Below are 19,673 nucleotides of genomic sequence, written 5' to 3'. Positions count from 1 at the left end.
TTTAAACTGTTCAGCAATAAATATCCAAGCATCTTTTTTTTATGAAAAAAACAACTATAAAAACGTCTGTAGTGTTAGCCGCTTTAGCCGGTTCTGCACTATTTTTTGCAGCAAAACCAGCACCGCCGAAAAATGCAAAAAGCGTAAAAGCAGCGGATGAATCCGGCTTAAAACTACCTTCCGGTTTTTCTGCTTTAATTGTTGCCGATAATTTAGGCCAGGCCAGGCATATCGCCGTTACCAGTTCCGGAGATATTTATGTTAAGATTAACCGCGCAAGGAATGGAAAAGGCATTTTAATGCTGCATGATAAAAATGGTGATGGCAAAGCCGATGATATTACCGGTTTCGGCACTTATGGTGGTACGGGAATGGCTATCAAAAATGGCTATTTATATGCTTCTTCGGATGAAAATGTGTATCGATATAAATTAGATAACCAGCAGCATGTAATTGATGGCACAAAGCCGGAAGAAATTGTTCATGGTTTGCTTTCCCGCCATGAACACGAAAGTAAGTCTATTACTTTAGATAATGCCGGTAATATTTATGTAAACGTTGGCGCTTATTCTAATTCCTGCCAAAAAGAAGATCGTCAAAAAGGTTCTATGGGCAGAAACCCTTGTCCGATCTTAGATTCGGCTGGTGGGATATGGCAATTCAAAGCGGATAAATTAAACCAGACTTACGGCGACGGAACGCATTACGCGATGGGTTTACGAAACGTAGTTGGTTTAGACTGGAACCAGCAGGACAACCAGCTTTTTGTAATGCAGCATGGCCGCGACCAGTTGCACGATATTTTTCCGGATATGTACACCGTACAACAATCAGCAATTTTACCTGCAGAATGTATGTATGCTATAAAAAAAGGTGATGACGCTGGCTGGCCATATTTATATTACGACCAGATCCAGAAGAAAAAAATATTGGCCCCAGAATATGGCGGTGATGGCAAAAAAGAAGGATCAGCCAAAGCGATCAGTCCCGTTATTGCATTTCCTGGCCACCTTGCGCCAAACGGCTTGCTGTTTTATACCGGCAACCAGTTTCCTGCCAGGTACAAGAACGGCGCTTTCATCGCTTTTCATGGCTCCTGGAACCGTGCACCAGAACCTCAGGCAGGTTATTTTGTAGTTTTTGTTCCGTTTGAAAATGGCAGACCAAATACAGAAGGCAAATGGGAAGTTTTTGCAGATAATTTTGCCGGAAGCCCGGATAAAGTAAAATCAGGACGGGCAGACCACCGCCCGTGCGGGTTGGCACAAGGGCCAGATGGTTCACTTTATGTTTCGGATGATTCTAAAGGCACGATTTACAAGATTAGTTACAATAACAAATAAAAATCCATGAAGAAACTAATCATTGTTTTGCTGCTTTCGCCATTTTGCTTTTTGCTGATGGCACAAACAAAACAAAAGCCAAAAGCAAAAGCTGCTTCAACTAAAGCAAAGCCTGTTCCATCTGCAGCAGCTAAAGCATCCGCAGCAAACGGTTTAAAAGTTTTTACGCAAACCTGCATTTCCTGCCATCAGGCAGATGGCGGCGGCGTACCAAGAATGAACCCGCCACTAATTAAAACGCCATGGGTTTTGGGCGATCAAGCCAGGTTGATTAAAATTGTTTTAAACGGTTTTAAAGAAGATGTAGAGATCAACGGCGATTATTATTCTAACGTAATGCCATCTTTTGCTTATTTAAAAGATCAGGATATTGCCGATGTACTTACTTATGTACGCAGTAATTTTGGCAATAAGGCCAGTGCCATAACGGTAAAACAAGTTACCGTTGCCCGCACTGCAAACGGCAAATAATTTACCTGGTAAAAGAAGCATGGCAAGTATTTAATTTGTCATGCTTTTTTTATGCCCTATAAATTGTAGGTTATGTTTTAAAAAACATAGGCCATGAACAAAAATACAGAAATATTATACTTAGGAAGTTGTTTAAACTTTTAGGCTTCGTTTAAATAGTTACAAGGCCCTTCGATAGGTTCAGGACCGTGCCCATGCTTCTTTTACCGGATAAAAATTGGTGTTTGCCTGCATTTAAATAATCAAAAAAACAATGGTCAACATTTTTAGGTGATAAAAGAAGCATCAGCCAAAAAATCAAAAATCCAAGGGCCAGCATTTTTAGGCGATAAAAGAAGCATCGACCCAAAAATCAAAACCTGAGCATTAAGGCCTGTTTAAAATTTATTCCGTAATTTTTTGTATGCCCTTTTTTTGGCTAAAGCCGCCGCCTGTGTTTCTACCACCACGGCCTGAAGGCCGTGGCAATTTTAAAGCGTAGCTTTTACGACAACCTTTGTTTACCAATGCTGGATTGCCTTGTGCAGACAGGACGCCCGGGCCATGTTCTAATTGGCCGTTTCCACGGCCTTCAGGCCGTGGACAAAGGATAACCGGCAACAGGCTTTAGCCAAAACCACCAAACATTTAAAAAAATCATGGCATAAAAGGGGCATCAAACAAAAGGACAAAATTTAAACAGGCCCTAACATTTTTGAGGTGATAAAAGAAACATCCACTACAGAAATTAAAAACCAGCGGTTAATATTTTTAAGCGATAAAAGAAGTATCAACCCAAAAAAAAGAAGGCCAGAAAAAAAAGTTTAAACAAGTTTGCTGTTTAATTTTAAATAAGCCAGTAATTTACTATCCATTGAAAGTACAAACTTAATCATCCTCATGATTCAAAACCTTAAACTTTTCCTTGATGAAAAAGTAATTCAATACAACCGGCCTGAATTTATTGAGAACGATCCTATCATTATTCCGCATCAGTTCCGCAAAAAGCAGGATATGGAGATTATGGCTTTTTTTGCAGCCATATTAGCTTGGGGACAAAGGAAAACAATCATTAATAAGTGTAATGAATTGATAGAACGAATGGATGGTTCCCCTTTTGACTATATTTTAAACCATCAGGAAACGGATTTAAAAGCATTATTGGGGTTTAAACACCGCACATTTAACGATACTGACCTGCTGTATTTTGTTGCTTTTTTTAAACAGCATTATCAGCAGTATGAAACGTTGGAAGATGCTTTTTTACCTTTTGTAACCAGCATCAAAAAAACAGCAGTTTTCAGGGAAGGTTTTATGGATGAAACGGCGGATGCTTCTTTTACCATAGAAAATTCTTCTCCGGTTTGTTATACACAGCATTTGGCCCGGCCTGACATCAATGCTGAAACGATGCTGGACCATTTTCGTGCTTACTTTTTTTCACTGCCCGATTTCCCTCGCCGCACCATCAAACATGTTTCTTCTCCCCAACAAAAATCTACCTGCAAACGCTTGAACATGTTTTTGCGTTGGATGGTCCGGAAAGATAATCAAGGTGTTGATTTCGGTATCTGGAACAAAATAAGTCCGGCCAATTTAATTTGTCCCTGTGATCTGCATGTCGACCGCGTAGCCCGGAAACTGAAACTCATCAACAGAAAACAAACCGACTGGCAAACAGCTTTGGAGCTGACGGAAAAGTTGCGGGAGTTTGATCCGCAAGATCCGGTGAAATATGATTTTGCGTTGTTTGGATTAGGAATTGAAGAACGTTGGGGCAATGGTTTTGATTTGGCCAAGATGGATTTTGATTGCTGATAATTTTCCAACTATCTTTATCAAACCAATTTATACCTGATGAAAAAAGCTTTTTTTACTTGCATTTTCTTACTGTTTGCTTTGTTGCCTTTCTTAAAAAATACAGCCACTGCGCAAATTAGCCCTACGGTCGATCACATCACTGTTTATGTTGTTGACCTACAAAAGAGTACCGATTTTTATAAAAATGTAATGTTATTAAAGGAAATACCGGAACCTTTTCATGATGGCCGCCACGTTTGGCTGCGCATAGGCCCGCATACCCAATTGCATATTGTAAAAGGTGCAAAAGAAATTATAAAACGCGATATAAATATTCACCTGGCTTTTAATGTTCCGGTTTTAGAGGAGTTTACGGCGCACCTGGATCAACTGAAGGTTAAATATGGCAACTGGGCCGGTAACAGTAAATCGCCGGAATTGAGGCCCGATGGCGTAAAACAAATTTACTTTCAAGACCCGGACAATAACTGGATTGAAGTAAATACTGATAAATTTTAGCTACCCGGAAGCTTCCTTAAAAATTACCTGATAAAAGAAGCATTCACCAAAAGAAAAGCATTTTTAAAAAAGATATGGTTGAATTAGCAGCAACCCTACTGCAATTTGCAGAAAAAGGCGAGAAAACCGGCTGGACTTATCTTCATATTCCTTCGGCTATTGCTTGCGAAATTAAAGCAGATAACAAGTTAAGCTTTCGGGTAAAAGGTTTTTTAGACAGCGTAGCGATTAATGGAATGGCTTTGATACCGATGGGTGAAGGCGATTTTATTTTGCCGGTAAAAGCAGCATTGCGCAAAGCTTTAGGCAAACGAAAAGGCGCCATGGTAAAGCTGCAATTAGAAGAAGACAAAGACTTTAAAATGGAAATGCCGGACGATTTGGCCGAATGTTTTGCTGATGAACCAGCAGCTTTGCAAAACTTTAACCGCTTGCCCAAATCGCACCAGCATTATTATTTTAAGTGGATAAACGAAGCAAAAACGGAAGCAACACGCACCAAACGGTTAACTGCAACTTTAAATGCCAGCGTTAACGGTTTAAGTTATGGAGAAATGATGCGAGAGATGAAAAGAAATCATTAAAATGAATAAAAAAACAAATTACTTTATCATATAAACCTTAAACTCTTGTCTGTTTAGTCTGATAAAAGAAATAATGTACAAGATAAACATGGATATGAAAATTGCGACAATAACAGCATGATTAGTTACCAGTAAATTAAGCTTATTCGTATTTCTATTTAAAAAAAAACTCCAAACAAAAATAATTCCCGGATGAATTAGCATTCCTGGTATTGACGCTATTCTTGCTATGATTTTATCCTTTATAGAATTTTTAGTATCAAGTGTAAAATACCCGATATAAAAATACCTTGCAAGTGTAAGAATAGAAACCACCACTATGGTTGTAAGTAAAAAAGCTATGATAAAAGGAGCAAATGGAATGTTGGAAACAACAAAATAAAATGTTAAAAGCAGTATCAAAGTATAAAACAAGTTTGGAAATTTGAAGTTGGATTTAAGGTAATTCCATTGTTGGCCAAGCATTTCATCTACAACAGATTCATAACATTTCTTTTCCATCTCTACCAAACCTTTTCCTCCGCCGAAGTCATTATTTATAATTGTATTAACAGCATCTTGAAAAGAAATTTCAGAAGGCTTTTGTTCCAGTGCAGTCAAAATATGATCGTAAACTTCTTAGTATGTTTCCCGATAAAGCAATTCTTTTCGCAAGTATGTTCTTAAATTTTCTTCCTGTTGCAAGCTTGGTTTCATAATAAATCAGGTTTTAAATTTAAGATCGATTGCAATTGCTCAATAAAATCCTGCGCTTCTTTCATTTTGTTAACTACATCTTTTTCACCTTCTTCTGTCAGGTGGTAATATTTACGTACACGGTTATCTACCACTTCAGTATAAGTTTTCAGTAAACCATCCGCTTCCAATTTGTGTAAAGCCGGATACAAAGCTCCCTGAGTAAGCACAATTTCGCCTTTAGTAACTTCTTTTACTTTCTGGCTGATTTCATAACCATACATCCGGTCATTATCTTCCAATAACTTCAAAATGATAGTTTGCAGCGTGCCTTTTAATAACGGACTTGCATTCATAAAAACAAATATAAAAGAAAAAGGAATAGGTAAGCAAATTACATATACCTTTTATAAAAAAGCATCAGGAGCATTAAAGGGACCTAAACATTTTCATCCTTAAAAAACACCCAATAAATATATTCATTTTACTATAATTTGATTATTTTTTCGATTACTTCGCTCAACTTTACAATATGAGTAAAAAGCCTATCATCACCGTAAAAAACCTGGTAAAAAAATATGATAATTTTACTGCGGTGGACCAGATTAGTTTTGAAGTTTTTGAAGGAGAAATATTTGGTTTGCTTGGCCCAAACGGGGCAGGTAAAACAACTACTTTAGAAATTTTAGAAACCCTGCGCAATAAAACTTCGGGAGAAGTTTTTGTAGATGGTTTTTCGGTAGATAAAGACTCGGGAAGCATCAAAAAAAGAATCGGTGTACAGTTACAGGCAGCAGGGTATTATCCAAATTTAAACTTAACCGAACTGATTGAATTGTTTTCTGGCTTGTACGGAATAGCTGTTGATCCGATAGAAATGCTGTCAAAAGTGGCTTTAACTGATAAGGCAAAAGCACGTTACAAAGAACTTTCGGGCGGACAAAAACAGCGTTTTTCTATCGCAACAACACTTATTAATAATCCCAGAATTGTTTTTTTGGATGAACCAACCACAGGTTTAGATCCGCAGGCCCGTCGTAATTTATGGGATTTGATCCGCAGTATTCGCGATACCGGGACTACCGTTGTCATCACCACACATTATATGGATGAAGCGGAAGTTTTGTGCGACCGTGTAGCTTTTGTTGATACCGGAAAAATTATTGGTATAAATTCACCCGATCATTTTATTGATGAATTGGTAGCATCAGGTTTTGAACGTGAAAAACAAGTAAAAAGCGCTAACCTGGAAGATGTGTTTATCCAGTTGACAGGGAAAGATTGGCGGGAAGTGTAGGATGCAGGTAAGAGCTAACAGGTATGGGCCATCAGCCTGTAGCAAAAACAGCATTCTCAAATAAAATATGTAACATAAAAGAAGCTCACACCTGATACCTCAAACTTAAATTCTATGAACCAACCTCTACCTTACAGTAATTTTAAAGCTACGCTGGCAATGGCAAAAGCCAGCTTTCGTTCCATCCTTCGCAGTCCGTCTTCCGTTGTATTTACTTTAGCTTTTCCGCTGATTTTTATTCTGGTTTTTGGTTTTATCGGAGGCGGAGGGATTACGGTTGATGTTGGCGTAGCAAAAGATAACAATCAGCAAAACCCAATTTATCAGGCTTTAACAAAAATTAAAGCAATCCATTTAGTTGAAACAGAAACTGCTGCCGAAATGAGATCTGAATTGGAAAAAGGCCGTTTAGATGGAATTATTGATATACATACCAATCCTGGCAAACTTCCTGCTTATGTTGTTGATGTAGAATATACCAAAGCATCGCTGGAAAAAGGAAATATTTTAAAATCGCTTCTAAACAACGTTTTTTACCAGATTAATTTACATGCCCCAGGTTCACCTCCTCCGGTTGCAGAATTAAAGGAAGTAACGGTTGAAGGCCGGGAATACAAAACCATCGATTTTATTTTACCCGGACAATTAGGTTTTTCTTTGCTTAGTTCTGGCGTTTTTGGTACAGCTTTCGTGTTTTTAAGTTTGCGGCTTACTTTGGTTATCAAACGTTTTTTTGCTACGCCTGTGCAACGTTATAGTATTGTTTTAGGTGAAGCTTTGGCGCGAATTACTTTTGCTTTGATCGGTGCTTTAATTATCATCCTCATCGGTCATTTCGCTTTTGGTTTTACGCTGATACATGGTTTTACAACTGTAATTAACATGCTGGTTATGGCAGCAATCGGCGTTATTGTTTTTATGGGGTTTGGGTTTATTATTTCCGGAGTTGCCAAGAACGAAAGCTCCGTCCCTCCTATTGCTAATATTGTTACGTTGCCGCAATTCCTGCTTTCCGGCACTTTTTTTTCCATCAGTGCATTTCCTTCCTGGCTGCAACCTATCAGTAAAGCACTTCCTTTAACTTATTTAAATGATGCCATGCGTAAAATTGCTTTTGAAGGCGCAGGTTTAACAGATGTTGGCCACCAGCTTTTAATTCTTGCCATCTGGGGAATTATTGTTTATGCCATTGCTGTAAAAACTTTTAAATGGGAATGAGGTGAAGAGGAATGAGCGATGAGGTAAGGGCGATGAGCGGGAACAATGGCTATTAACTATTACCCATTAACAATACGCTTTTAAACCTACTTCTTTTACCATATAAATATTTGCAATTAGTATATTTGGCTTGTTAAAAGCATTGGTGTATTATTTACACTAAGTTTGATTGATCAACCAGAAATTTTTTCATTATGAGTTTAATAATTGATGTACATGCCCGCCAGATCCTGGATTCACGGGGAAATCCTACTATTGAAGTAGATGTTTTAACTGAAAACGGTGCAATGGGGCGTGCTGCTGTTCCTTCCGGCGCTTCTACCGGTGCCCACGAAGCAGTTGAATTGCGTGATAACGACAAATCGAAATACATGGGTAAAGGTGTTTTAAAAGCCGTTGCCAATGTAAATGATAAACTGGCGCCTGAACTAAAAGGCATGGACGTTTTCGAGCAAAACGCAATTGATAAGTTTATGATGGAGATGGATGGCACCGAAAACAAAGGCAATTTGGGCGCTAATGCTATTCTGGGCGTTTCTCTTGCTGTGGCCAAAGCTGCTGCACAGGAAAGCCGCCAGCCTTTATACCGGTATGTTGGCGGTGTAAATGCCAATACCCTTCCAATTCCGATGATGAACATCATTAACGGCGGTTCCCACTCTGATGCACCTATTGCGTTCCAGGAATTTATGATTATGCCTGCCGGTGCTCCTTCTTTTTCGGAAGCATTAAGATGGGGATCTGAAATTTTCCATAACCTGAAAAAAATTCTGCATGACAGAGGACTTTCAACTGCTGTAGGTGACGAAGGTGGTTTTGCACCAACTTTTGAAGGTACTGAAGATGCGGCAGAAACCATTTTAAAAGCAATTGAAAAAGCAGGCTACAAACCTGGTGAAGAAGTATTTTTAGCTTTAGATTGTGCAGCATCTGAGTTTTATGTAGATGGAAAATACGATTACACCAAATTTGAAGGCGAAAAGGGCGCGGTACGTAACAGCGCAGAACAAGTAGAATATTTAGCGCAGTTAGCAGAAAAATATCCTATTATTTCTATTGAAGATGGTATGTCTGAAGATGACTGGGATGGCTGGAAATTATTAACAGACAAATTAGGCGCTAAAGTGCAATTAGTAGGAGATGATTTGTTTGTAACCAACGTAACCCGTTTACAACAAGGTATCGACAAACACATCGGTAACTCTATTTTGGTTAAAGTAAACCAGATTGGTTCTTTAACCGAAACTATCAATGCGGTTACTTTAGCCCAAACTAACGGCTATACTTCTGTAATGAGCCATCGTTCCGGCGAAACTGAAGATGCTACCATTGCTGATTTGGCAGTTGCTTTAAATTGCGGTCAGATTAAAACCGGTTCTATTTCCCGTTCAGACCGGATTGCAAAATACAATCAATTGTTAAGAATCGAAGAAGAATTAGGCAGCAATGCAAAATTCATTGGCAAAGATTTTAAGTTTTTGAAGAAGTAAATTTTTTAGTGCTAAAAGAAGTATTAAGCCGGCCGAAAGCCGGCTTTTTGTTTGTAAATTTATCATTAATATATGTTTGTTTTACCATTATAGTTATTTTACGCCCTAAGCTTCTTCTTGAAAGAAGATGACTGTTTTCGGTAACGATCATGTTTTTTAATCAGACTAAAAATAACTTTGTAATTATGAGATTAAAAGCAACGATAATTTTATTTGTATTTATATTTTCTAAAGTTAATGCACAGAATAACCAGCAGGTTTATATTACTGGACATCTTATAAATTTTAACACCAGAACAACTATAGTAGATTTTTCAGAATTAGCAGACTTAAGATTGCCAGATAACGAAAGAGAACTAGTACCCGATAAAAATGGATATTTTTCTATAAGGTTTGCTTTAAAACAACCAAACTATTTTCTGCTTGGCCGAAATGTCATGTATCTTTCTCCCGGTGATAAACTTAGTGTCACGATAGATTACAAAGAACCTCTAAAATCAGAATTTCACGGTTCTGCAAGAGTTGCCAATAATTATCTTCGGTCAACTCCTTTACCAAAGGCCGGGTCTTATTTAGATGGAGGTTTCAATTTAAAAAAAACAATAAAAGAAAATATTGATAATATACTATTATTAGCTCAGGAAAGGAGGGATACACTCAGTTCAACGAAGCTACTGTCTAAAGATTTTATTGTTTTTGAAAAAGCACGGATTGATGCTGATATAATTAACAGTTTTAAATTCTTACCCGGTATTTTTATTTATAAAAATAAGATTCCCCAAGAGAATCAATTAAAAATCTTTGGTGAGGTTGATAGCTTAACTGGGCAGTATCTAAATAAATATTGTAGGAGCCTTATAAATGCAAGTTTTTTAAAAATAGAATCTTTTCGTAAAAACTCTTATAGAATTTTAGATTCAGTTAAAGATAATAATAGTGATGTTTCCAAAATTAAGGACTGGCAATATGCGCATGAATTATTTCGACAGATTAATTCTATAGAAGACAAACAAAAGCTATTGAAGTTAAAAGGGAAAATAGACACCATAAAAGATAGCAATTATCGTAATGCTATTAAAGAAACGTTTAACCTAAAATCTCAATTCTGGAATGGTGACGCTGCTAAAGATTTTATCGCATATGACATCAATAGCAATGAAGTAAAATTAAGTAGCTTAAAAGGGAAAATAATTTTTATTGACTTATGGGCAACATGGTGTGGCCCTTGTTTGGAAGAAATGCCATTTTTTGAAAACATAAAGAAAAAATATGCTGACAATCCTAACATATCTTTTGTTGCTTTGTGTGTAAATGACAATAGGATTGAATGGAAAGAAAACCTTAAAAAAAGAAATTCCCAAGGGTTACAACTTTTTGCTGAACAATCCCAGATGCTGCCTTATAAAATTCTGTCTTTACCAAGGACAATTATCATTGATAAAGATTTTAAAATTATAAAGATGTCAGGGCCTTTACCATCTTATCCTGCAACAGAAAAATACATTGAAAGTCTTTTAACAGGTATAAAATAATAGCTAAATTTAATCTGAAACGCATCAAAGAAATACAAAGCATGGGCAAATGAAAGAAATTGAAAGCGGGGACGGTTATGAGTGTATTTGGAAGGCGACAATTTGCCTTAATACCTACAACTTTGATTGGTTGTAAGCTAAGGGAAAGACTTGACTTCAAATTATAGAAAATCAAAATAAAATGGCTACGATATTAGAAAATAGAACATTCATTTTCTAAACAGAAATTAAACGTATCTTTGCACTATTATTACCCGCTCTATTACCGGCTTTGATCTTAAGCACATCACCTGACCGCTAATACAGTTGTGTTAGCACATTTTAGTACAGCATTTCATGTTATTTGACGAATTAAATTTAATTGAGCCTATCCTCAAGGCTTTAAAACACGAGGGTTATACACAGCCAACTCCTATTCAGGAACAATCTATCCCGCTAATTTTAAAAGGAAAAGATTTATTAGGCTGCGCCCAAACCGGAACCGGAAAAACTGCCGCTTTTGCTATTCCTATTTTGCAGCTTTTATATCAGCAAAAACAGCAGCACAAAGAACAAAAAACGATTAAATCGTTAATTTTAACGCCAACACGCGAACTGGCCATCCAGATCGAAGAAAGCTTTAAAGCTTACGGAAAAAATACGGGATTAAAACATCTGGTAATCTTTGGCGGTGTATCACAAAATCCACAAACAGAAGCATTAAGGAGGGGCGTGGATATTTTGGTTGCTACTCCTGGCCGTTTACTGGATTTAATGAACCAGCGTTTTGTAAACCTGCAACACGTTCAGATTTTAGTTTTAGACGAAGCAGACCGTATGCTGGACATGGGTTTTGTAAACGATGTAAAAAAAGTAATTGCAAAACTGCCTCAAAATCGCCAAACGCTTTTCTTCTCGGCAACCATGCCAAAAGAAATCCAAAGCCTGGCAGATACCATTTTACATCAGCCGGAAAAAGTTGAAGTTACGCCGGTTTCATCCACGGCAGAAACCATTCAGCAAGCTGTTTTTATGGTAGAAAAAAGCAATAAAAAGGATTTGCTGCTGCATGTGCTGAAAGATAAATCAATTGAGACAGCGTTGGTTTTTACCAGAACCAAACATGGTGCAGATAAAGTGGTAAAAGATTTGCAAAAAGCGAATATTACAGCAGAAGCGATCCACGGAAATAAATCGCAAAATGCAAGGCAACGTGCTTTAACCAACTTTAAGGCAAGAACAACGCGCATTTTAGTGGCTACCGATATTGCCGCACGTGGAATTGATGTAGATGAATTAACGCACGTAATTAATTACGAATTGCCTAACATTCCCGAAACTTATGTACACCGTATTGGCCGTACCGGCCGCGCCGGTGCAAGCGGCATTGCATTTTCTTTTTGTGATATCGAAGAACACGAATTTTTGCAGGACATTCATAAACTGATTAACAAAACCATCCCGGTTGCAGATCATCCTTATCCGCCAAAACAAGGAACAATGGCACAAAAACTTCAGCCCAAAACTAACAGTAGCCAGAACCGTGGAAAAGGAAACCGTTCTGGCGAAAATTTAAGAGGCCGTAAACACAGCAGCAGTTCAAGCCGATCCCGGGCTTCCAACTAAAGCTTTTTGCTTAAATGCTTCTTTTATGGCATAAAAATCGGGTTTTATTGTTTCCAACTTGCAAGCAACAAAGCCCGATTTTTATCGTATTAAAATGCTTGCAATTAACCAAACTACTTGCTTATCTTTAAAATGAAAATTCAATTGTTTGTTCTGATGCAACGCCTGCTCGATCTGTTTAAAAATAAATATTTCCTGATCAGTACTATTTTTATAGTGTGGCTGGTTTTTTTTGATCGTAACGATTTGCTTTCGCAGTACGAATATCGTCAGCAATTAAACAAATTAAAAGAAGAACACGAGTTTTACACCAAAGAAACGGCAAAAGTACAGCAGGAATTAAGCGAGCTGACTTCAAACAAAGAAAAATTAGAAAAATTTGCCCGCGAAAAGTATTTGATGAAGAAACCGAACGAAGATGTTTTTGTGATTGTGACGGAGAAAAAGCAGGAGAAGAAATCAATTTTTAGCCGATAAAAGAAGCATTGGTTAATTTTAAATTTCACCATTTCTTCTTCTAAAAAACCATTCCATACTTAACAGCAAAAGCAGCAATATAAAAATCCACTTTTCATCAATTAGTTCACGATAAGTGTTGTCTTCATAAGCAACCGTTTTAATGTTTTCATTTTTTCGGATTAACCCCGGTAATTGGTTTAACTGTTCCGGAAAAACCATTTCGCCTCCGTTTTGCTTTGCCAGCATATACAACAACTGATGGTCAGCAGCACTTTGGGCAGCTTCGGCTACTAAAGCTTTAATGGTGAAGTTACCGGCTGCTTTAAAATTTTCGTTTCCTAATTTAGTTTGTGCGTTATAAGCATATTCTCCGGCAGGCAAACTTCCAGCATCTAATTGATACGATTGATTGTTTCTGGAGAATTGGTAACTATAAGTTTTCCCTTCTTTATTTTTGATGGTGATAGCAACCTCAGGCTGGTTAACCAATTCAAATGCTTTGTTATAAAGTTCTGCCCGGAGCATTACGTTTTCATCTTCATCAAAAACTGATTTTGAAGTAGAAACATTAAACCGCTTCTGATTATTTTTGATGGATAAATATTGAACAGATTGCGACAGCAGCTCATCTACCGCACGATGGTTTCCAAACTGCTGAAATTCATTTAAACGCCATCGCCATAAACCTTCTCCGGTTAAAACTGCTGTCCGCCGGCCATTTTCTTCTGCAAAAGCAAGCAAAGGGTAAGAGGTAGAAACGCTGCCGATTTTTTGTTTAAACAACACAGAAGTTGCTGCACCGAAACTATAATTACCAAAAGGCGCAAGCAGCGGCGGAAAATTACTGATTTTTGTACGGGCAGAATCCGACAAAATAAAGCTGGTAAAAGAAGCATCGGGCGCAGCAAAAACTTCCTGCATATTTTGATTGCTGCTACTGATGCTGATTACTTTTTGGAAAGAAGCTAACTGTACAAGGTTGCTTTGCGCGCCTAATAAAAACCAAACCGAAAGTTTTAACCGTTCGGCCTGTTGCATTAAAGGTTGTAAATTGATGTGGTTGTTAGGCAACTGTTCTAAAATCAGCAGGCTAATATCATTGAGTTTACTAACGTCAAAATCGCTCCATAAACTTGTTTTAACCTCGTAATTCTGATTGCTTTCTAAAGACTGCCTAATTGCGGCAACATCCGGATGAGGCGCTTCATACAGGATCAGGATTTTCTTTCGGTTATCCACCACTTCTACATAAATCGTTTCCGAATTATTGGCGGTAGAAATTTCATCAGCAACAGGAACTAAGCTTATTTGATATTTGCGGATACCTTTTTTAGAAGCATTTAATTTTAACGGAATGGCTTTTTTAAAATCGTTTCCCGGAACATTTATTTGTTTGGAAAGAATTTGCTTTCCATCTTCTGCAACTTTTAATTGCAGGTTTTTGCCTTTCGTTTGTCGCGCTTCAACAAAAACATCAGCTATAAAATCATTCCCTAAAAAAACTGTTTTATTGTAATCAACATGATCGATTAAAATATCTTTACGCGGAATGGTATCACCCAAAGCAACCGTATAAATATTGGTTTTTAAGGTAGAAGCGATGTTAAGCGGAGAACTTCCATGATTATACAAACCATCGGAAGCCAGGATAACGGCACCAATATTTTGATTGCCAAAACGATTATTTAAAGCTTGAAATGCAGCAGAAATATCAGTTTGTTTGCCGTTTAAAGAATCAGAAAGACCATTATTTAAGTTTTTGCTGAAGTTGAATTCCTGCACATCATAATCATCGCCTAAATTATTTTTAAGCTGATGTAATTGCTGGATAAAAGAAGTTACCTTAAAATTTTTGGAGGGAAATTGTTTGATCGAAGAAGAATTATCCTGCAAAACCAGGATCAATGGTTTTTGCAGATGTTTGCTGACTGATTTAACCAACGGCGCCAGCAACAAAAAAGACAGGATAAAAACAGCACATGTTCGGATTGCAAACAAAGCATTCCGCCAATTTTTGCTGATATTTGCTGGATTTTGGTACAACAAAAAAGCGTACAACAAGGCTAAAACGAGACAGCCAAAACTCCACCAACCAGAAACAGCTCCCCAAGAAACCGAAAATAAATACAGCATATTTGGTTGTAAAACTATTTACGGTTTAAATTTATTATCTTAATTATTTTCAGTTGATGTATTGATTTGGATGCGGATTGGACCTTTTAAATTTGCCAGACCAACTTTTTTTCCTTTTTGCAATATAATTACCTGTTTTTTTGCCGATAAATCAAACGCTGCATCACGGACAGTTTGCATTTCTGAACGCCAATTTTCACCAAACATTGCCCTGGCTACTTCTGATGGGCAGATCGTTTTATCAGCGCCACGTACAGTTGCCATCGCTAAAATTACTTTTTCAATTGCTTCGTGATTCAAGATTTTTTGTCGATAAAAGAAGCATCAATTTAAAGCATACCGCCATCAACCGGAAAAACCTGACCGGTAATATAACTGCTCATATCGGAAGCTAAAAAAACACAAGTATTGGCAACATCTTCTGTTTCGCCTGCACGTTTTAATGGAATAGCATCTGCCCAGCCTTGTACCACTTTCGGATCTAAAACTTCTGTCATTTCCGTGCGGATAAATCCTGGAGCAACAACATTTGTACGGATATTTCTCGATCCTAATTCTTTTGCTACCGATTTTGAAAAACCAATAATTCCGGCTTTTGATGCCGCATAATTAGACTGACCAGCATTTCCCTGTACACCAACAACGGAACTCATGTTGATAAAAACGCCGCTCCGGTTTTTCATCATAATTTTTGATGCTGCTTTTGTAACATTAAAAATAGATTTCAAGTTAACGTTCAAAACCTCGTCCCACTGTTGTTCCGTCATCCGCATTAGCAAACCATCTTTGGTAATTCCCGCGTTATTTACTACAATATTAATCGTTCCAAAATCAGCAACAATATCATTGATTAATTTTTCTGCTTCATCAAATTTGGAAGCATCAGACTGATAACCTTTTATTTGTGTTCCAAATTGTTGTAGTTCCTGCTCTAAAGCCTGTCCTTTTTCTACTGAAGACAAGTAAGTAAAAGCAACGTTAGCGCCATGTTCCGCAAATTTTTCCGCTATTTTACGTCCAATCCCTTTGGAAGCGCCGGTAACAAGTGCTACTTTTCCTTCTAATAATTTCATGTAATTTAAAAATGATTTGGGGTGAAGTTAGAAATTTTGAGATAAAGCCGAAAAGACTTTTCGTTTTGATTCTACTTCAGTTCAATCAGTTTTATCCTCCAGTTATCGATGCTTCTTTTACCACCTAAAAATTAGTGTTTCATAACTATTTAATTTTCCTGATGTTACTAACAAATTTAGTTTTACTTATCTTTGTTTGGCTGTTGGTTTTAATAGGACAGTTTATAAATTTTAGTATATGTATGCAATTGTTGATATTGAAACAACGGGCGGACATGCCAGCGCGAATGGGATTACAGATATTGCAATTGTTTTGCACGATGGTGTAAAGGTTTATCATCGGTTTCAATCTTTAATTAATCCTCAACAACCAATTCCTGTTTATATCCAGGCTTTAACCGGCATTAATAATGATATGGTAAAAGAAGCGCCAACTTTTGCAGAAGTTGCCGGCCAAATTTATGATTTATTACAGGATAAAATTTTTATAGCCCACAACGTTAACTTCGATTATTCGTTTGTGCGCTATCATTTAGAAGCCGCAGGATTTAATTTGCAATGTAAAAAGCTTTGTACAGTTAGGTTAAGCCGAAAAATATTGCCTGGCTACCCTTCTTACAGTTTAGGAAAACTTTGCCATCAGTTAGGGATCGAGAATGAAAGCAGGCACCGGGCAATGGGCGATGCTTTTGCAACTTCCGCTTTGTTTTCAATGCTTTTAAAAAACGATCAGAACGGCCACATTCAGGCATCATTATTACAAAAATCGAAGGAACAGCTTCTTCCTCCAAACCTGCTTAAAAATGTGATGGATATGCTGCCAAAAAATCCAGGCGTTTATTATTTCCACGATCAGAAAGGTAAAGTAATTTATGTTGGGAAAGCTAAAAACATTAAAAAACGAGTAAACAGTCATTTTACCGGCAATAACCCAAACAAGCAAAGGCAGAATTTTTTAAAGGGTATTTATAACATTACCTGGCAAGTTTGCGGAACAGAATTAATGGCTTTAATTTTAGAAGCCGCAGAAATTAAAAGATTATGGCCTGCACATAACCGTGCTTTAAAACGTTTTGATCATGCTTTTGCTTTATACCAGTTTGAAGATCAGAACGGATATTTACGTTTAGCAATCGGGAAGAAAAAAAAGTACAATAAACCAATTTATACTTTTGGTTTGATGCCCGAAGGGTATGGTTTACTCCGAAAGTTAATGATTGATTTTAACCTTTGCCCGAAGCTATGTTTTTTGCAGCAGAACGGCCAGGAATGTTTAGGCATTGAACACTATAATTGTTTAGGAGCTTGTGAAGGAAAAGAACCAGCAACAGATTATAATCTAAGAGTTGTTAAGGCTGTTGAACATTTGCATGCAAATATGCCTACTTTTATTATTTATGATGAGGGAAGAGAAGCAGAAGAACAAAGCCTGATTTTAATGGAAGAAGGCCAGTTTTATGGTATGGGTTATACGAAAGAAAATTTAAACCAGGTAGATTTAAAAGCATTAAAAGATAGCTTATCCCCTATTTCAGGAAATGATTATATAAAGAATCTGGTTTATCAGTTTGCCAAAAACAATCCAGAGAAAACAGTTACTATAAATGTTTGAAGTTGATATACTCTTGCAATTTTTATCTGATAAAAGGAGTATTCTTTTTTTAAGGTAATTTAAAAACAAAAACCCCTTAGAAATGAATCTAAAGGGCTTTAATTATTGTGGGAGATACTGGGTTCGAACCAGTGACCCTCTGCTTGTAAGGCAGATGCTCTGAACCAGCTGAGCTAATCTCCCCTTGCGTTTGGGACTGCAAATATAGAAGTGCAATTTATCTTTGCAAAAAAAAAGTGAAAATAAAAGTTATTACATTGGCTGATAGTACCTTATTGTACAATAACCTTACAGCAGCCACTTCAAAAAAGCTTTTACAATCGTTCAGCCTGTCTTATTTTTAATTGTTTCGTTTGGTTTGGATGCTTCTTTTAGCAACAAAAAAACAGTGTCATTTCTGCCTATAAGCTGTTAAAACAAAAGCAAAAAAATATAGGCATAAAAGAAGCATTATCAATAATGCTGATATAAATTTTTAAGCCAGGTAAACCTACCTATCAGGTATTACAAGAATATGCTGCTTTTTCCAACAACTATTATCAATATACTTGTGCCAATAATTAGTATTGAAGGAAGAAAATGAAAAAAATACTTACTGCCTTGACTTTATTGGTTTTACTGTGTGGATGCAAACGTAAAAGTACAGATGAAGGATCAATTATTTATCAGGTAGAATACCAGTTGCCGGATAGCTTGAAACAATTTGCAATGTATCTGCCAAAAGAAGCAACCGTATATTTTAAAGGAGATTCTACCGTAAGCATCCAAAAATCAAATGAAGAATCTACAACAATTATTACAGATAAAAAAACAGGCTTTATGCGTGCATTGCTTAAATCTCCGGCTAAACAATATGTGGTAGATTACAGCAAAGCAGAGCAGTCCCTGGAAACCGGACATTTGCAGCCGCATACCATCGCTCAGCAAAAAGACACCAAAACAATTGCAGGTTTTAAAGCCGTTAAATATTTGGTAAAGGATAAACTTTCCGGCGAAACAACAGAAATGTGGTTTACGAAAGATATTTCCATCATTCCAAATTCTTTAACCCTGATGCTGGATCCTGCTTTAGGCGTTCCGTTAGAATTTACCATCAATCAAAACGGCGTAAAAACAAAAACGACCGTTAAAGAAGTCAGGTTTGAGCCTGTTCCTGCTTCCATATTTGCAACACCTACAGGATTTGTTCCATTAACACCGCAGCAACTGCGGGAAATGCCGGTTGGAAATTAAACCTGTTTTCAAAAGAAAACGCTTCAATTACCCTTTTTGAAGTTGAAGTTGTTTAAACTTTTTTTCTGGCCCGCTTTTTTTGGGGTCATGCTTCTTTTATCACCTAAAAAATGTTAACCATTGTTTTTTTGATAGATTAAATGTAAACACCAATTTTTAGCTGATAAAAGAAGCATCGGCCAGAAAAAAAGTTTAAACAACTTCAATAAAAACAAAATTTACAGGCATAAAAGAAGCATTATAAATTCTGCGGATATAAATTTAAACAGGCTATTAATTCAGAGGTTTTTTTAATTGAAAACTAATCAAGGTTATCAGCGGTATTTGTTTCAATTAATAATAAAGATGTGCTGATGGAATCTAACTTTTCCGAAATCTGGGCAATTATATCTTCTAACTGGCTATTTAATCCGTAATTAACCATTAAAGCCGTATAAACAATTCCTTTATTAGGGTCGTAACACGAACTCATTGATACTGCTTTGTAACCATCCAGGGCTTTCTCATCTAATAACAGTTCCAATTCACCCGCAGAATTACTGTCTAAAATAATGTAATCAATCTCCATACAAGTAAAAATGTTTTTATAACATGCTGTACGGTAATTTGCTTAATTAGGTTAGTTTATTTGTTATTCTTTTTCTAATTAA

The 19,673-nt window shown here is 36.9% G+C and carries 20 protein-coding genes and 1 tRNA gene; 13 read left to right on the top strand and 8 right to left on the bottom strand.

From position 1 onward, the window contains the following. Positions 1-41: 41 nt before the first annotated feature. On the top strand, positions 42-1,343 hold the full coding sequence (locus GO621_RS03300) for a PQQ-dependent sugar dehydrogenase (protein WP_157564168.1): 1,302 nt from the start codon (positions 42-44) through the stop codon (positions 1,341-1,343). Between the two features lie 6 nt (positions 1,344-1,349). Beyond that, the gene (locus tag GO621_RS03295) at positions 1,350-1,814 is read left to right on the top strand and encodes a c-type cytochrome (protein ID WP_157564166.1); all 465 of its coding nucleotides are present in this window, start codon (positions 1,350-1,352) and stop codon (positions 1,812-1,814) included. Positions 1,815-2,198: 384 nt separating this feature from the next. Here the strand turns inward: GO621_RS03295 and GO621_RS03290 are convergent, their stop codons facing one another. Beyond that, positions 2,199-2,414: a hypothetical protein gene (locus tag GO621_RS03290; protein WP_157564165.1), complete on the bottom strand. Its 216-nt coding sequence runs from the start codon at positions 2,412-2,414 to the stop codon at positions 2,199-2,201. A 279-nt stretch (positions 2,415-2,693) separates the two neighbouring features. On the opposite strand from GO621_RS03290, the gene GO621_RS03285 reads away from it, so the two are divergent. The 3 genes from GO621_RS03285 to GO621_RS03275 all read left to right on the top strand — a co-directional run bounded on the left by GO621_RS03285 (position 2,694) and on the right by GO621_RS03275 (position 4,696). Then, a complete protein-coding gene (locus GO621_RS03285; RefSeq protein WP_157564163.1) occupies positions 2,694-3,611 on the top strand; it encodes a TIGR02757 family protein in 918 nt (305 codons plus the stop codon). A gap of 39 nt (positions 3,612-3,650) precedes the next feature. Continuing rightward, on the top strand, positions 3,651-4,112 hold the full coding sequence (locus tag GO621_RS03280; RefSeq protein ID WP_157564161.1) for a VOC family protein: 462 nt from the start codon (positions 3,651-3,653) through the stop codon (positions 4,110-4,112). A gap of 74 nt (positions 4,113-4,186) precedes the next feature. After that, the gene (locus GO621_RS03275) at positions 4,187-4,696 is read left to right on the top strand and encodes a YdeI/OmpD-associated family protein (RefSeq protein WP_157564159.1); all 510 of its coding nucleotides are present in this window, start codon (positions 4,187-4,189) and stop codon (positions 4,694-4,696) included. Between the two features lie 18 nt (positions 4,697-4,714). Here GO621_RS03275 and GO621_RS03270 read toward each other — a convergent pair whose 3' ends face one another. Both GO621_RS03270 and GO621_RS03265 read right to left on the bottom strand, forming a co-directional pair. Beyond that, the gene (locus GO621_RS03270) at positions 4,715-5,296 is read right to left on the bottom strand and encodes a hypothetical protein (protein WP_157564157.1); all 582 of its coding nucleotides are present in this window, start codon (positions 5,294-5,296) and stop codon (positions 4,715-4,717) included. A gap of 92 nt (positions 5,297-5,388) precedes the next feature. Next, complete coding sequence (locus tag GO621_RS03265; protein ID WP_157564154.1) at positions 5,389-5,727, bottom strand: PadR family transcriptional regulator; 339 nt, start codon at positions 5,725-5,727, stop codon at positions 5,389-5,391. Between the two features lie 176 nt (positions 5,728-5,903). Here GO621_RS03265 and GO621_RS03260 point away from each other — a divergent pair, with 176 nt between their 5' ends. From GO621_RS03260 to GO621_RS03235, 6 genes are all read left to right on the top strand, one after another. Continuing rightward, on the top strand, positions 5,904-6,668 hold the full coding sequence (locus GO621_RS03260; protein WP_157564152.1) for an ABC transporter ATP-binding protein: 765 nt from the start codon (positions 5,904-5,906) through the stop codon (positions 6,666-6,668). A gap of 114 nt (positions 6,669-6,782) precedes the next feature. Next, complete coding sequence (locus GO621_RS03255; RefSeq protein WP_157564150.1) at positions 6,783-7,886, top strand: ABC transporter permease; 1,104 nt, start codon at positions 6,783-6,785, stop codon at positions 7,884-7,886. Between the two features lie 194 nt (positions 7,887-8,080). Then, positions 8,081-9,376 (top strand): phosphopyruvate hydratase, encoded by a 1,296-nt coding sequence (gene eno / locus GO621_RS03250; RefSeq protein WP_157564148.1) that lies wholly within the window; start codon positions 8,081-8,083, stop codon positions 9,374-9,376. Positions 9,377-9,561: 185 nt separating this feature from the next. Beyond that, complete coding sequence (locus tag GO621_RS03245; protein ID WP_198170116.1) at positions 9,562-10,908, top strand: TlpA family protein disulfide reductase; 1,347 nt, start codon at positions 9,562-9,564, stop codon at positions 10,906-10,908. Positions 10,909-11,244: 336 nt separating this feature from the next. Continuing rightward, positions 11,245-12,513, top strand: coding sequence for a DEAD/DEAH box helicase (locus tag GO621_RS03240; protein WP_157564144.1), 1,269 nt, complete (start codon positions 11,245-11,247; stop codon positions 12,511-12,513). Positions 12,514-12,645: 132 nt separating this feature from the next. Next, complete coding sequence (locus GO621_RS03235; RefSeq protein ID WP_232335580.1) at positions 12,646-12,990, top strand: FtsB family cell division protein; 345 nt, start codon at positions 12,646-12,648, stop codon at positions 12,988-12,990. A gap of 18 nt (positions 12,991-13,008) precedes the next feature. Here GO621_RS03235 and GO621_RS03230 read toward each other — a convergent pair whose 3' ends face one another. From GO621_RS03230 to fabG, 3 genes are read right to left on the bottom strand one after another with little or no spacing between them, the layout of a single operon-like run. Beyond that, a complete protein-coding gene (locus GO621_RS03230; RefSeq protein WP_157564142.1) occupies positions 13,009-15,105 on the bottom strand; it encodes a vWA domain-containing protein in 2,097 nt (698 codons plus the stop codon). 39 nt (positions 15,106-15,144) lie between these two features. Next, on the bottom strand, positions 15,145-15,405 hold the full coding sequence (locus tag GO621_RS03225; RefSeq protein WP_198170115.1) for a DUF3253 domain-containing protein: 261 nt from the start codon (positions 15,403-15,405) through the stop codon (positions 15,145-15,147). Between the two features lie 29 nt (positions 15,406-15,434). Then, entirely contained in the window at positions 15,435-16,178 is a 744-nt protein-coding gene (gene fabG / locus GO621_RS03220; protein WP_157564140.1) for a 3-oxoacyl-[acyl-carrier-protein] reductase, read from the bottom strand. A 238-nt stretch (positions 16,179-16,416) separates the two neighbouring features. Between fabG and GO621_RS03215 the strand changes: the two genes are divergently transcribed. After that, a complete protein-coding gene (locus GO621_RS03215; RefSeq protein ID WP_157564138.1) occupies positions 16,417-17,790 on the top strand; it encodes an exonuclease domain-containing protein in 1,374 nt (457 codons plus the stop codon). A 108-nt stretch (positions 17,791-17,898) separates the two neighbouring features. Here GO621_RS03215 and GO621_RS03210 read toward each other — a convergent pair. Then, positions 17,899-17,973 (bottom strand) — tRNA-Val (locus tag GO621_RS03210). A 396-nt stretch (positions 17,974-18,369) separates the two neighbouring features. On the opposite strand from GO621_RS03210, the gene GO621_RS03205 reads away from it, so the two are divergent. Next, positions 18,370-19,023: a DUF4412 domain-containing protein gene (locus GO621_RS03205; protein ID WP_157564136.1), complete on the top strand. Its 654-nt coding sequence runs from the start codon at positions 18,370-18,372 to the stop codon at positions 19,021-19,023. A gap of 301 nt (positions 19,024-19,324) precedes the next feature. On the opposite strand, the gene GO621_RS03200 is transcribed toward GO621_RS03205, so the two are convergent. After that, positions 19,325-19,591 (bottom strand): hypothetical protein, encoded by a 267-nt coding sequence (locus GO621_RS03200; protein ID WP_157564134.1) that lies wholly within the window; start codon positions 19,589-19,591, stop codon positions 19,325-19,327. Positions 19,592-19,673 lie beyond the last annotated feature (82 nt).

This window comes from Mucilaginibacter arboris (assembly GCF_009754915.1).
Taxonomy (GTDB): Bacteria; Bacteroidota; Bacteroidia; order Sphingobacteriales; family Sphingobacteriaceae; genus Mucilaginibacter_A; species Mucilaginibacter_A arboris.
The sequence above is the reverse complement of the archived record's forward strand: the minus strand, read 5'-3'. Positions and strand labels throughout refer to the sequence as shown.

Bases quoted from the DNA above. Each gene is read 5' to 3' on its own strand.
- GO621_RS03300 (WP_157564168.1), top strand. From the start codon at position 42: ATGAAAAAAACAACTATAAAAACGTCTGTAGTGTTAGCCGCTTTAGCC.
- GO621_RS03295 (WP_157564166.1), top strand. From the start codon at position 1,350: ATGAAGAAACTAATCATTGTTTTGCTGCTTTCGCCATTTTGCTTTTTG.
- GO621_RS03285 (WP_157564163.1), top strand. From the start codon at position 2,694: ATGATTCAAAACCTTAAACTTTTCCTTGATGAAAAAGTAATTCAATAC.
- GO621_RS03280 (WP_157564161.1), top strand. From the start codon at position 3,651: ATGAAAAAAGCTTTTTTTACTTGCATTTTCTTACTGTTTGCTTTGTTG.
- GO621_RS03275 (WP_157564159.1), top strand. From the start codon at position 4,187: ATGGTTGAATTAGCAGCAACCCTACTGCAATTTGCAGAAAAAGGCGAG.
- GO621_RS03265 (WP_157564154.1), bottom strand. From the start codon at position 5,727: ATGAATGCAAGTCCGTTATTAAAAGGCACGCTGCAAACTATCATTTTG.
- GO621_RS03260 (WP_157564152.1), top strand. From the start codon at position 5,904: ATGAGTAAAAAGCCTATCATCACCGTAAAAAACCTGGTAAAAAAATAT.
- GO621_RS03255 (WP_157564150.1), top strand. From the start codon at position 6,783: ATGAACCAACCTCTACCTTACAGTAATTTTAAAGCTACGCTGGCAATG.
- eno (WP_157564148.1), top strand. From the start codon at position 8,081: ATGAGTTTAATAATTGATGTACATGCCCGCCAGATCCTGGATTCACGG.
- GO621_RS03245 (WP_198170116.1), top strand. From the start codon at position 9,562: ATGAGATTAAAAGCAACGATAATTTTATTTGTATTTATATTTTCTAAA.
- GO621_RS03240 (WP_157564144.1), top strand. From the start codon at position 11,245: ATGTTATTTGACGAATTAAATTTAATTGAGCCTATCCTCAAGGCTTTA.
- GO621_RS03235 (WP_232335580.1), top strand. From the start codon at position 12,646: ATGAAAATTCAATTGTTTGTTCTGATGCAACGCCTGCTCGATCTGTTT.
- GO621_RS03230 (WP_157564142.1), bottom strand. From the start codon at position 15,105: ATGCTGTATTTATTTTCGGTTTCTTGGGGAGCTGTTTCTGGTTGGTGG.
- fabG (WP_157564140.1), bottom strand. From the start codon at position 16,178: ATGAAATTATTAGAAGGAAAAGTAGCACTTGTTACCGGCGCTTCCAAA.
- GO621_RS03215 (WP_157564138.1), top strand. From the start codon at position 16,417: ATGTATGCAATTGTTGATATTGAAACAACGGGCGGACATGCCAGCGCG.
- GO621_RS03205 (WP_157564136.1), top strand. From the start codon at position 18,370: ATGAAAAAAATACTTACTGCCTTGACTTTATTGGTTTTACTGTGTGGA.
- GO621_RS03200 (WP_157564134.1), bottom strand. From the start codon at position 19,591: ATGGAGATTGATTACATTATTTTAGACAGTAATTCTGCGGGTGAATTG.